The sequence below is a fragment of the Halomonas sp. M20 genome (genome assembly GCF_020622265.1).
In the GTDB taxonomy this organism is placed as follows: Bacteria; Pseudomonadota; Gammaproteobacteria; order Pseudomonadales; family Halomonadaceae; genus Modicisalibacter.
The window spans coordinates 417,792-430,967 of sequence record NZ_JACNMQ010000003.1 but is presented as its reverse complement, the minus strand read 5'-3'; the positions used below and the strand labels follow the sequence as shown (position 1 = coordinate 430,967).

9 protein-coding genes are annotated in these 13,176 nt (G+C 58.4%); 5 read left to right on the top strand and 4 right to left on the bottom strand.

From position 1 onward, the window contains the following. Positions 1-17 precede the first annotated feature (17 nt). From H7850_RS10810 to H7850_RS10800, 3 genes are read right to left on the bottom strand one after another with little or no spacing between them, the layout of a single operon-like run. Positions 18-698 carry an HAD-IA family hydrolase gene (locus H7850_RS10810; protein ID WP_227369538.1) on the bottom strand — a complete coding sequence of 227 codons (681 nt, stop codon included), beginning with the start codon at positions 696-698 and terminating at the stop codon, positions 18-20. Next, positions 695-1,432, bottom strand: coding sequence for a bifunctional 2-polyprenyl-6-hydroxyphenol methylase/3-demethylubiquinol 3-O-methyltransferase UbiG (gene ubiG, locus H7850_RS10805; protein ID WP_227369537.1), 738 nt, complete (start codon positions 1,430-1,432; stop codon positions 695-697). Before ubiG ends, H7850_RS10810 begins: the two co-directional genes overlap by 4 nt. Continuing rightward, complete coding sequence (locus H7850_RS10800) at positions 1,429-2,781, bottom strand: TRZ/ATZ family hydrolase (RefSeq protein ID WP_227369536.1); 1,353 nt, start codon at positions 2,779-2,781, stop codon at positions 1,429-1,431. The genes ubiG and H7850_RS10800 overlap by 4 nt, the downstream gene beginning before the upstream one ends. A gap of 310 nt (positions 2,782-3,091) precedes the next feature. Between H7850_RS10800 and galU the strand changes: the two genes are divergently transcribed. Beyond that, positions 3,092-3,982, top strand: a complete 891-nt coding sequence (gene galU, locus H7850_RS10795) for a UTP--glucose-1-phosphate uridylyltransferase GalU (RefSeq protein WP_227369535.1) — start codon at positions 3,092-3,094, stop codon at positions 3,980-3,982. Between the two features lie 4 nt (positions 3,983-3,986). Next, positions 3,987-5,273, top strand: coding sequence for a nucleotide sugar dehydrogenase (locus tag H7850_RS10790; protein ID WP_227369534.1), 1,287 nt, complete (start codon positions 3,987-3,989; stop codon positions 5,271-5,273). A gap of 117 nt (positions 5,274-5,390) precedes the next feature. Here the strand turns inward: H7850_RS10790 and H7850_RS10785 are convergent, their stop codons facing one another. Next, a complete protein-coding gene (locus H7850_RS10785; protein WP_227369533.1) occupies positions 5,391-5,969 on the bottom strand; it encodes a superoxide dismutase in 579 nt (192 codons plus the stop codon). Positions 5,970-6,194: 225 nt separating this feature from the next. Between H7850_RS10785 and H7850_RS10780 the strand changes: the two genes are divergently transcribed. The 3 genes from H7850_RS10780 (at position 6,195) to H7850_RS10770 (ending at position 13,167) form a co-directional block, all read left to right on the top strand. Next, complete coding sequence (locus H7850_RS10780; protein ID WP_227369532.1) at positions 6,195-7,043, top strand: hypothetical protein; 849 nt, start codon at positions 6,195-6,197, stop codon at positions 7,041-7,043. Positions 7,044-7,186: 143 nt separating this feature from the next. Next, positions 7,187-9,073 (top strand): autotransporter assembly complex protein TamA, encoded by a 1,887-nt coding sequence (locus tag H7850_RS10775; RefSeq protein ID WP_227369531.1) that lies wholly within the window; start codon positions 7,187-7,189, stop codon positions 9,071-9,073. After that, a complete protein-coding gene (locus tag H7850_RS10770; protein WP_227369530.1) occupies positions 9,070-13,167 on the top strand; it encodes a translocation/assembly module TamB domain-containing protein in 4,098 nt (1,365 codons plus the stop codon). Before H7850_RS10775 ends, H7850_RS10770 begins: the two co-directional genes overlap by 4 nt. The last annotated feature ends 9 nt before the right edge of the window (positions 13,168-13,176 follow it).

Below are 13,176 nucleotides of genomic sequence, written 5' to 3'. Positions count from 1 at the left end.
TGAAACGTCAACAGGCCCTAGTGAGTTTCATCTTCCAGTAAAGCGACCACCAGATCGCTTGGTCGTTCAAACCATTGATCCGCATTCCAGCTCTGCCGATCTTCGTCCTCATCGATATAGCCATAACCCACGGCGATGGCGCGCATGCCCGCGGCCCGTGCCGCCTGCATGTCGCGAATGTGATCGCCAATGTACCAGCACGCTTGTGCCGCAACATCAAGACGTCTTGCCGCCTCCCAGAGCGGTTCGGGGTTCGGCTTGCGCACCGGTAAGTCGTCGGCGCAAAGTAGCACCCCGGGATGCAGGCCAAGGGCATCGACCAGCGGAGCGGCATAGGCTCGCGGCTTGTTGGTGACGATGCCCCAGCTCCGGGGCGGACGGGCCCAGTATTCGAGCAAGCGCTCCAGACCGTTGAACACCCGACTATCGATGGCAACACCTTGGCCGTAGGCATCCAGCAGATACGCTCGGGCCGAGGCGTGTTCAGGGTGATCCTGCTCCAGGCCCAGCGCGAGGGTAACCAGGGCACTGCCGCCATTGGAGACCTCAGGTCGAATCGTCTCGAAGGGTAGCGCTTCGAGCCCATGATGATCGCGCAATGCGTTGGTAGCCCGGGCCAGATCCGGCGCGGTATCGATCAAGGTACCATCGAGATCGAACAACAACGCCTGGGGGCGGGCTAGAGAAGGAGCCGTCACAGCGCCTCCAGAGAGCAGTGCATCATGTAGTTGACGGTGACGTCGCGAGCATTCAGACGATAATGCCGCGTCACCGGGTTGTAGGTCAGCCCGGTCTGTTCGCGAACCCGCAACCCCGTGGCGCGACACCAGGTGGAAAGCTCCGAAGGACGTATGAACTTGCGATACTCATGGGTTCCCTTGGGCAGAAGTCCCAGGAAGTATTCAGCCCCAAGTATCGCAAAGGCATAGGCCTTGGGATTGCGATTGATGGTCGAGAAGAAAACATGGCCGCCAGGTTTTACCAGAGTGGTGCACGCTCGCACGATTGCGGCGGGATCCGGTACATGCTCGAGCATTTCCAAGCACGTGACCACGTCGAACTCGCCCGCATGTGCTTCGGCCATTTCTTCTGCACTTGCCTGGCGATACGCCACGTTGGCACCAGTCCCTTCCTGATGCAGCCTGGCCGCGGCCAGGGGCGCTTCGCCCATGTCGATACCGGTGACCTTGGCTCCCCGGTGCGCCATGGCTTCGCTCAGTATGCCGCCACCGCAACCCACATCGATCACCTGTTTGCCCGCCAGGCCGGCGCGGCTGTCGATGAAATCCAGCCGCAGCGGATTGATATCATGCAGGGGCTTGGAATCGCCGTCTCGATCCCACCAGCTGCTGCCAAGGGCATCGAACTTGGCAATTTCGGACTGATCCACATTGCCCCGGGGGTCTTTGCTTGTATGTTGCGCTGGGTTCATGACGCCTCTCCTGGTTGGCAGATATCCGCCATGGCCCGTTGATGCTCGGCGACCATGGGGATGAGTTGATCGAGATCGATATTCATTAGTTCACCATCATTGACTCGGCACTGACCGTCAACCCAGACATGACTCACCTGGCGGCTGTTCATGGCATACACGATGGCGGAGGCCGGGTTGTGAACCGGCAGCGTATTGACAGCCTGTAGATCCACGGCGATAAGGTCCGCGGCAAAGCCTTGACTGAGCTGGCCGATGCGATCCTCCATACCAAGGGCTTGGGCACCGTCTCGAGTCGCCATGGCCAGGGCCGCCATGGCGGGCAAGGCGGCAGCGCTGCCACTCACGCCCTTGGCCAGTAACGCAGCGCTCTTGAGCTCATCGAACATGTCCAGATCGTTGTTACTGGCAGCGCCATCGGTGCCCAGCGCCACATTGACGCCGGCCTCCTGCAAGCGTGCCACCGGACAGAACCCGCTGGCTAACTTCAGGTTGGATTGTGGGCAATGAACCACCTGGGCACCACTTTCCTGCAGGATAGCCAGATCGTCGTCGTCGATCTGAGTCATGTGCACCGCCTGGAAGTGGGGGCCCAGCAGCCCTGACTCGAATAATCGTCTCAATGGGCGTTTGCCGTATTGCGCCAGACTCTGCTCGATTTCATCTGCAGTTTCATGGACATGCATCTGAATGGGAAGGCCCAGTCGCTTTTGCACTGCGCCTAATCGCTGCAGACTGTCGTCGCTTACGGTATAGGGGGCGTGAGGGCCGAAAGCCAGGGAGATCGTGGGGTGGTGGCGGTAACGTTCGAACAGCGCCTGAGTAAGCTCGAGACCCGCGCTGAAATCCGTGGCCCAGGGCGTAGGAAAATCGATCAGCGGCGTGCATAGCTGTACGCGCATGAGACCCTCTTCGAGTACGGTACCGACCGCTTCCGGAGCCAGATACATGTCGGCGAAGGTGGTGGTGCCTGAGCGCAGCATCTCCGCCATCGCCAAGCGCGTACCATCCGCCACGAATTCCGGGGAGACATGTTTCGCCTCTGCGGGCCATATGTGCTCGTTGAGCCAGATCATCAAGGGTAGATCATCCGCATAGCCTCGCATCAGGCTCATGCCGGCATGATTGTGGGCATTGATCAGTCCCGGCAGCAGGGCATGATGCTCGAGACGCAGCCTGCGTTTGGCAGTGACGCAGTCATGCGCCTCTTCAATCGGCCAAGGCCCCAGCAGTCTGCCATCCTTGATAGCGATGGCGTGGTTTTCGAGCACCGGCAGCCCTTCACTCATCGGTAGAACCCAGCGGGCTTCAATCAGTAACTCGACTTCCTGGGTCGCGATGGATGGCATTACAGTCCTCCTTCGGTATCATGCGAAGCATTCTACTATTTCTCGCCGTCCTTTGCGGTATCGCTGCGCGACATCCTTTTCTCCATGCAGAGGCGTGAATGACGACCACCACTTGGAGCTATTCAATCCAATGTTCGATATCAATCCCGTTACACTGATCGAAGCCACCATTTGCGAGCATAGCGTGATCAATACGCCGGAACGTGGCAGCATTGCAGGTTTACTGGCATGACGTCAGAATTCGCAATCTTCACTAAAAATCGATGGGCAGTTCATTCGATTAATTCATTCATCATGCAGGAGGGACCCCATGATTCGTAAAGCCGTTCTACCCGTTGCCGGACTCGGTACTCGTTGCTTGCCCGCTTCCAAGGCCATTCCCAAGGAAATGATCACGATCGTCGACAAGCCGGTGATTCAGTATGTGGTCGAAGAGGCCGTGAAAGCAGGCATCAAGGAGATCGTTCTAGTAACGCACTCCAGCAAGAGCGCCATCGAGAACCACTTCGACAAGCACTTCGAACTGGAAACGACGCTGGAAGCGAAGGGCAAGAAGGAGCTGCTCGAGGAGTTGCGTGCCATCATTCCACAGGACGTCAGCATCATCAGCGTGCGCCAGCCAGAACCGCTGGGTCTGGGTCATGCGATACTTTGCGCCCGGCCGGTGATTGGAGATGATGCCCCCTTCGCCGTGCTGCTCCCGGATGTGCTGGTGGATGATGAAGGACTCGAGCGCAACGATCTGTCCGGCATGATCGAAGCCTTCGATGCCAGGGGCGAAGCCCAGATCATGGTCGAGAACGTTCCCCAGGACATGGTGCACAAATATGGCATCGTCGCTCTGGAGGGAGATTCCCCCGAGGCTGGCAAGAGCACGCCGATCACCGGCATGGTGGAAAAACCCGACGTCGAAGAAGCGCCTTCCACCCTGGCGGTGATCGGCCGCTATCTCTTGCCTGGCGCAATCTTTCCGCTGCTTGCCAAGACCACCCCCGGCGCGGGAAATGAAATCCAGCTGACCGATGCCATCGATACACTGCGCAAGGACAGCAAGGTCGCCGCCTATCGCATGCAGGGAGCGACCTACGATTGCGGTCATCAACTCGGCTATCTCGAGGCTACCTTGGTACTAGCCAAGCGCCATCCCAAGTTTGGCAAAGGCTTCAACGAACTGCTCCAGCGCTACGCCAACGAGGGCTGAATCGATGCGTATCATCGTATATGGCAGCGAGTTGGCTGCCGCCGTTGCCGCCACCGCGCTCTCTTCGGTAGGGCACCAGGTAAGTTGGTACCCGCATCCGGACATGCCCTGGCCGCAGCTACGCGAAGCCCAGTGGTTGAACCGCGAGCCCGTGATTATCGATCAGCTCGAAGAGAGTTGCTCTTCCGGCGCTCTCAGGCTCGTCGAGACCCCGTCCGCACTTACCGAGGCGGATGTGGTCTGGTTGGCCCTGGCACCGGATCAACGGGAAACCGCGGAACATTTCATCGATGCCATTGCCGAGCATCAGACGTCGCCACTGGTGGTAGTGAACAACTCCATGTTCCCGATCGGCCAGACCGAAGTACTGGAAGGGCTGCTGCGGCATGCCTCCCAGGCAGCGGTGATGCTGCCAGACATGATCGAGGAAGGACGCGCCTGGCAAGCGTTCACGCGACCGTCGCGCTGGCTGCTCGGATGTGAAGACGATTGGGCCGAGCGGCAGGTACGCGAGTTGCTGCGCGCTTTCAACCGTCGTGCCGAGAATATTCATCGTATGCCGCGCCGCGCCGCAGAGCTGACCAAGCTGGCCATCAACGGCATGTTGGCCACCCGCATCAGCTATATGAATGAAGTGGCGGGACTGGCGGATTCCCTCGAGGTCGATGTGGAACATGTACGTAAAGGCATGGGCGCCGACAGCCGGATCGGCTATGAGTATCTCTACCCGGGCTGTGGTTTCGGTGGCCCCAGCTTTTCCCGGGATTTGATGCGTCTGGCGGACGTACAGATGGCAACCGGTCGGGAGTCCTACCTTCTTGAACAGGTACTCGATATCAACGAGAACAAGAAAGAGACCCTGTTCCGCAAGCTATGGGGTCATTTTCATGGGCAGCTGGAAGGGCGTACCGTGGCCATCTGGGGGGCAGCGTTCAAACCCGGCACGGCGCGCATCGATCATGCCCCTGTACTGACGCTGCTGCGGGCACTCTGGGCCCAGGGGGTGCATGTGCGCCTCCATGATCCCGCCGCCTTACCCGCCGTACGCGCCGAGGTGGGAGATCATCCGCTGCTGACACTTTGTGCCAACAATCCCTATGAGGCCTGCGAAGGGGCGGATGCCTTGATGCTGGTTACCGAGTGGAAACCCTACTGGAATCCGGATTGGCGTCGTCTGAAGGAAATGTTGGGAGCCAAACTGATTCTGGATGGGCGCAATATCTACGATCCCAGCTATGTCGCGGCCAGGGGGTTGATCTATCGCGGTATCGGTCGCCGAGCGGACCCGTGACGCTTGGCATAATCAGCGACCGATTCACCAACCACCGACACAATTACGCCCCGCAGTGCGGGGCGTAATGTATTACAGCAATCCTGCAACGAGCCGATATAATCCTCGAAGGGAATATCAGCTGTAGTTCTGGGCCACGAAATCCCAGTTGATCACGTTCCAGACCGCTTCGAGATACTTCGGACGGGCATTGCGGTAATCGATGTAGTAGGCATGCTCCCAAACATCGATGGTCAGCAATGGCGTCTTGCCGTGAGCGATTGCGCTATCCGCATCGTCGGTATTCAAAATCTCGACGCCGCCGTCATCACTCTTGATCAGCCAGGTCCAGCCGGAACCAAAGTTCCCCGCCGCCTTGGTACTGAACTCCTCCTTGAACTTGTCGAAGGAGCCGAACTTGGCGTTGATGGCATCGCCGAGTGCGCCGGAGGGCTCGCCCCCGCCGTTGGGAGAGAGGCAGTGCCAATAGAAGGTGTGGTTCCAGACTTGTGCCGCCTGGTTGAACAAACCACCTGACGCGGACTTGACGATCTCTTCAAGAGACTTGTTGGCGTCATCGGTGCCATCGGTCAGCTCGTTGAGTTTAGTTACATACGCCTGGTGGTGCTTGCCGTAGTGATACTCCAGGGTTTCCGCCGAGATATGCGGTTCCAGTGCATTTTTCTCGTAGGGAAGAGCAGGTAGTTCGAATGCCATTGGTTAACTCCTTTTGAATTCACCTTGGAATACAGCACTTGATAGAAAACCTTATGATACCAAGCATCTGCGTACATGGTGTCGTATCATCTTAGCAGTCTGTCGCCTAAGAGCCAATTATGCCAATGGCCTAACCAGGCGGTAGCATCTAGGTCAACGAACGACGAACTCTTTATGTCCGCAGAATCACGTGAATAACCCAGGACAGATAGTTTAGGAGATTGCATGAATCGCTCGGACGAGCCGCGAATGACGACGCCGATCGTGCCGGAGCCGGATAATGAGACGACACCCCGGCATCGTTCGCCCCCGCGGCGTGAACGCCGCGTCAAGACTCGCGCTCTATGGTTGTTATGCTTGATCCTGTTGGCGGCACTCGTGTCGATGGGGGTCTATTACTGGTTCGATCGCCAGGAGTGGCAACTCAAGCAGCGCGAACTCGATGGCCAGCTCTCCAATCTGCACGCCCGGTTTGATAGTCTGGACGATCGCCAGCAGGGTGCCGGGTTCAAGGCACAGCTGAATGAACTTTCATCGAATCAGCAGTCTTTGAATGAGCGTCAACAAGAACTCACGACACTACTGAAGACGCTTCAGGATCATGCTGCCAAGACTGACCCGGAAGCAACCGCTAAGCGAATCGAATCTGCCCGCAAGGAACGCGATACGCTTTCTGCGACTCTCGATGCCATGGGACGCTCCCTGGCCACCCTGGAACAGAGTAGCAACAAGGCTCGAGCAGCACTCGACACGCGCTTGAAGGACGCCGGTACCGAGCGAGGCGACCTCGAACAGCAGCTACAAACCCAGAGTGGAACTATCCGCGGGCTCGAGGATCAGATGCAGTCGCTTGTCGGGCAGGAGTTCGACAAAACTCTGGCTACAGTGCAAGAAAGAATGGATAGTGTCAGTTCACGCATCGAGGCATTGGAAGAAGTCAGCCAGCAGCGACAAGCCCGATTTGAAGAACTGAACGCAGCGATTCAATCCAACCGTGCAAGCCTTACGGAGTTGCGCCAAGGCCAGCTTGCGTTAAGTGCCAGCGTGGAGAATCTTGGTGATCGCCTGGAGTAATCGACAACTACGCGGTAGGGGAAGGAGCAAGGGAAATGCACGCACCCAAAACAACGCAAATACTTGAGCGATCTTGTCGTCATATCACGTTTCTACCCAGCACAGCCTCGTTACTTTGGCCGCCGGGAGTAAACTGATCGACCATGGGTACGCCACCTCTCAAACAACCGCTGATTCTGCTGGTATTACTCTCTTGCAGTTTCCAGGCAGTAGCACTCGACACGGAAATCACAGGCGTAGGAGATGAAGTCGCCGAGAATGTCGAAAACTACCTGGCCGAACTCGATGCCAGCGAATACGGGCAAGATCGACTCGAGTACGAGATCACGCATCGTGCCAGCGAAGCGCTCAAAGCGTTTGGCTACTACGAGCCCCAGTTCGATATTACGCTGCAGCGTAAAAAGGGAAAGGGTGAAGGTAAGCAGGATGAAGCGGGGGTCGAACTGGCAAAAATTGCCATCAAACCAGGCGCCAGAGCGAAGATAACCGTACTCGATGTAACCCTGCTCAACGATGCCAAGGACGATGAGGCCTTTCAGGAAGTCATTGCTAGTACGCCGCTCAAGGTAGGCCAGCCACTACGCCAGGATCGCTACGACAGCTTGCGCAGCAATCTATCTACTTTGTCGCTGGAGCGTGGCTATTTCGATTCACGTTTTACGGATCATCGCCTGGAGATACGCCCCTGGGAGGAGAGTGCGCGCATCTACCTGACCCTCGACAGTGGCGAACGTCATATTTTTGGCGATGTTGATTACCGTGGCAGTCAGATCGATGTATTGCGACTGCGCAACATGCTCAATTTCGAGCCGGGCGATCCTTACCTCGCCGGCGATCTGGCGGAATACAACCAGCGCCTGGGTGAGACCGGCTGGTTTCGTAGCATAGCGGTGCGGCCACGGCTGCAGCAGGGCGCGGACACCATCGCCCAGGCACAGCGCAGCTGGTGGGAGGCCGTCGATCGTCAGTCAACGTCATCGCCCATGCAACCCCAGAAACCCACGTTATTGGCAAGTAGCGCTATCGAGGCGGCGGTTCGCACCGGCAGCGAACGGCCACCGCGGGTGCCCATCGATATCACCCTGATACCCGCGGATCGTCACCAGTTTGAAGTGGGCGTCGGTTTTGCCACGGATGTGGGGCCTCGTACCAAGTTTACCTGGGAGCAGCCCTGGCTCAACGAAGATGGCGATAGTCTCAATCATAATCTGTACTTGTCCGGTCCCGAGCAGGAGTTCAGCGGCGAATATCTGATGCCGCTGGAAAATCCACTGCGCGATCGCTATGAAGTGCTCTACGGGCTCAAGAATCGCGATATCGAAGATACCGAAAGCCTCGAAGCCTCGATCGAGTTCGCGCGCCGGTGGCGTTTCGACAACGATTGGATACAGCGCATCTATTTCCGCACGACCTATGAGGATTACATTCAAGCGGACCAGGACACGGATGTACTGCTCTACTACCCAGGGGTCAGCTGGGCGCGCACCCGCACGCGCAACCCACGCTTTCCTACCTGGGGCGACAGCCAGCGTATTACCTTTGAAGTTTCCGACGAAGTATGGGGGTCCGGTGCAACTTTCGTGCGTAGCATTTTCGATACCCAATGGATTCGCATGTGGGGGAGCAATACGCGTTTCGTTGGCCGCGCCAGTATCGGGGCCATGAGTACCGACGATTTCTCGAAGATCCCGCCATCACTTCGCTTTTTTGCCGGCGGCGACCAAAGCGTACGCGGGTATAGCTATGAAAGTCTTGCACCGGAAAACGCAGACGGCGAGTTATTGGGCGGGCAACAACTGTTCACCACCAGCCTCGAGGCTCAGCGACGGGTCACCGGCGATTGGTGGGGGGCGGCTTTCGTCGATACCGGCAATGCCTTCAACGACTGGTGGCCGGAGGATCTGGCAACCGGAGCAGGGCTTGGTGTGCGCTGGATCTCTCCGGTAGGCCCGATTCGCCTGGATATCGCGCACCCCTTCGATAACGACGACGCCTTCCGGCTGCATTTCGCCATAGGACCCGAGTTTTGATTTTTCCCTTGCTTCGTTTATTGCTGTGGTTACCGTTTTGGCTGTTGGGATTGTTGTTGTTTCTTCTGGGTTTGGCCCTGTCGCCCTGGGGCACTCAGTGGTTGATATCCCAGGCCGAGAAACGTGATTTTCTGCAGGTGGAAAGCGTCAGTGGGGCACTACTGGACGAGTTCACGCTGACGGGGCTTGCACTCGATGCAGGCCCGGCGCGTATCCAGGTTGGGCGATTACACCTGGACTGGGCGGACGACTGCGTGTTCGACGGCAAGCTATGTCTGGATGCGTTGCAGCTCGAAGGCGTGGATGTTCGCATTGCCCAAAGCGAAGAGGCCGAGCCAGAACCGGAAACGACGGATGAAGGCGGAATGCCGTCGATCGCTCTGCCGTTCCCTATCGAACTGCGCGCGATCGAACTGCGTGATGTGGACGTACGTCTGGCGGATGGCACCCGCTTGACCTGGCAGCGCTTTACCACCGGTGCCCGGCTTGCCGGTCATAGCGCCACGCTTCTGCCCACGCGCCTGGTTGACAGCGAGTTGCGTCTGCCAGTGTCGCCGGGTCAGGCCCTGGTGATGAATGACATGCCTGAAGACGCATCTTCCGATGAAAATGACCAGGCCATGCCGGTTTTGTCCCAGAAGCGTCTGACGAGCGAGGCGATCGATGCCGCCAACGGCGTCGTCACACGTAATTCTCGAGAAGCAGTGGCAGAAGAGTCGGCTACCGACGAGCCGGCAGAAGCGGACACACGCCCATTGGAAGAGCGCGAGCGCCTGGATCTGCCGGACATCGAGCTGCCTATGGACGTCAATGTTCCCAGCCTGGTGGTCGAGGACTTTCGTATCACCGGGCCAACCGAGCAGACGGTGGAACGCCTAGCGATCAGTTTGAAGGGGCAAGGCCACGAGGTGCGCCTCACCAGCCTGGCACTGGCTTCGACGGCAGCGGATGCTGAACTTTCCGCAAACGTCACGCTAAAGGATGATTACCCGCTGGGGCTCGACTTGGATGCACGCATCCATCAGCAGCCCTTGAGCGGCGAGCGCCTTCAATTGACTCTCGATGGCAGCTTGGCGGATTTTACTGCCAATCTGGACGCCACGGGACCACTCGCGGCGCGCTTGAAGGCTCAAGCCGACGTGCTGGCTCCTACAAAGCCCTTTGATGTCGCTCTGAGTGCTGAACGCCTTGAGTGGCCCTTGCCTCAGCCTGAACCAGAGCCGTCTCAGAAGACTCAGGATAAACCGTCCCAGAAAGCGTCATCCTCAATCTCAACACAATCTCCAGCCCAAGCAACGCCTGAGAGTTACGTGGTGCAGGATCTCGTGTTCCAGGCCGATGGCGATTTGAGCGATTATGAAGCGGCGTTATCCGGCGTCGTTTCCGGCTCTGCGCTACCAGAGGAAGTGCAAGTGGCGCTGAAAGGCAAGGGCAATCTGGAACGCTTTTCCTGGACGCCTCTCGCACTTTCAACCGGCAGCGGCTCCTTGATCAGCCGTGGTGAAGCACGCTGGGCGCCGGACGTGGACGTCAATGCCACGCTGCACCTGGAGGATTTTTCGCTCGATGCGCTGACAGATGCGGTGAGTGGACGCCTTGATGGCGATGCTCAGGCGCATTTTGCAATGACCGAGAAGGGAGATTGGCAGGTAGACATCCCCAAGCTCGATATCGATGGCACTCTGCAGGATCGCCCGTTGTCACTTAACGCACAGCTCAACGGAAACAGTGACATGCGCTGGAACATCGAACAGTTGCGCCTGCGCCAGGGAAAGAATCGTCTGACCGCCAAAGGCCATATCGCAGAGCGCATGGATCTCTCCGGCGAGATCGATGCACCGGCACTGCAAACCCTGCTGCCGGAGCTGAGCGGGCGCATTCAGAGCCGCTTCTCGGTGGAAGGTACCTTCGAGGCACCTCAGCTCGATCTGAGCCTGGATGCCACCGATCTACGCTATGCGCAGAATTCGCTGAATAGCCTGCAGCTCAAGGCCGATATCGAAGGGCTAGACAATCCTTCTCTTGATGTCGTCCTGAATGTCAGCGGTGTCGACGCAGCAGGGCAGCGCTTTTCCGCTATCGACTTGACGCTCGATGGCCGGCTTTCGGATCACCAACTCGATTTTTCCGCGGACGCGGCGGAAGACATGCCGCTTTCCCGGGCATCCTTGGCGTTACAAGGCGGTCTCAACGCCGCTCGCGATCGCTACAAGGGGCGTCTCGAATCGCTAGAGGTGGATAGTGAGCAGGCGGACCTGCGTCTGGAAGATGCCTTGGCCTTCAATGCCAACCTAACCGCCGGCAGCGTTGAGGCGTCGCCATTCTGTCTGGTCCGCCAGCAGGGTGGGCGTCTTTGTGCCACCGATACCGTCAAGGCGTCCGCCGAACGTGGTAGCGCCACGCTGGAACTCAGCAACTTCCCCATGGCGATGATTTCCGCCGCACTGCCGGAAAACTGGTCGGCAGAGGGCCAGACCAATGGTCAGTTCGATCTTAGTTGGGCTTCCGGCGGGCGCTGGTCGGCACAAGCCGAGGTGCAGAGTAATCTCGCCATCGATGGTCGCGATGCATTTGGCAAACCTTGGTCGGTGCCCGGGGCCTCTTTGAACGCCTCTCTCGATGCCAGCGACTCGAAGGCACAGATAGAAGCACGCCTGGGCCTCGAACAAGCCGGCGTGGTACGGCTCGATCTTAAGATCGACGATCCGACAGGGCAAGCGACCCTCGATGGGCGTTTGGGTATCGATGACATTCGACTGGCACCATATCGACGCCTGACGACTGCCTTGGATGAACTCGAGGGTTCCCTCAATGCGGATGTCGGACTTGGGGGCAGTCTGAAAGAGCCACGCCTCACCGGCGATGTCAGTCTGGACGAGCTGCGTGCCCAAGGCCAGGACATCCCCGTCAAGATGCGTGATGGCACCCTTGCTATTCAACTGCGGGGGGACAATGCCGATATCGCGGGTTTCGTCGAGGCGCAAGAAGGGCGTATCAACCTCGACGGCCAGGCCAGCTGGCCAACGCCACAGGAGTGGCAGGCGGAGATTTCCTTGAACGGCACCGACGATCCGTTGCTAGTCGTGCTGCCGGATTTCGGACGACTACGAGTGGCCCCGGATCTCGAAATTCGTGCGACGCCTGAACTGCTACGTATCGGCGGCCAGGTCCGCATCCCCTGGGCACGTTTGAGCGTGGCAGGTACGCCCCCCTCGGCGATCGCGCCAAGTTCCGATGCGGTGGTCATCACCCGGGAGGACGAGGAGGAAGCCAGGCGCAAGGCCGAACAGGCCGCAGAACAAGCCGGTCAACGTGCTGGAGAGGCCACTTCCCAGGCGCTGGATGAAGCCGGCATGCAACTCGACGTCGACGTCGAATTGGTTCTGGGGCCAGATGTGCAGCTGGAAGCCTATGGCCTGGAAACCTCCTTGAACGGTACGCTACAGGTACGCCAAGGTAGTGGCCCGGTGCAGTTGTTTGGCGACGTCAATCTGGAAGACGGACGCTATCAGGCTTTTGGGCAGGACTTGATCATTCGTCGCGGCCAGGTTCTGTTCAGCGGACCCGCTTCTCAGCCACGGCTGCAATTCGAGGCTATCCGCAACCCCGACGTCACCGAGGATGGTGTGATCGCGGGACTGCGCGTCACGGGGCCGGCGGAACAGCCGCGGTTGAAGATCTTCTCCGAGCCGGCCATGGATGAAAGCCGCGCACTTTCCTATCTGCTGCGTGGTCGCGCTCCGGATGATGGAGGCGCTGGAGCCGACAGCGCATTGACCTCCGCGCTGATCGGGCTGTCATTGTCACGTACGGGCAATGCCGTAGGACAAGTAGGGCAGGCCTTCGGCATCAATGACTTGGCACTGGATACCGCTGGCAGCGGCGATGACAGCCAGGTAGTGGTCAGCGGCTATCTGTTCGATGATCTCAAGGTGAGTTATGGCGTTGGTATTTTTTCACCTATCGCGGAATTGACCCTGCGCTATAAACTACTTCAGAACCTGTATGTGCAAGCGGTATCCGGTGCGGCTCAAGCAGTAGACTTGATCTACACCTTCAATCTTGGCCGTAGTGAGGGGGGTGAAGAACGTTGAACATTGCTC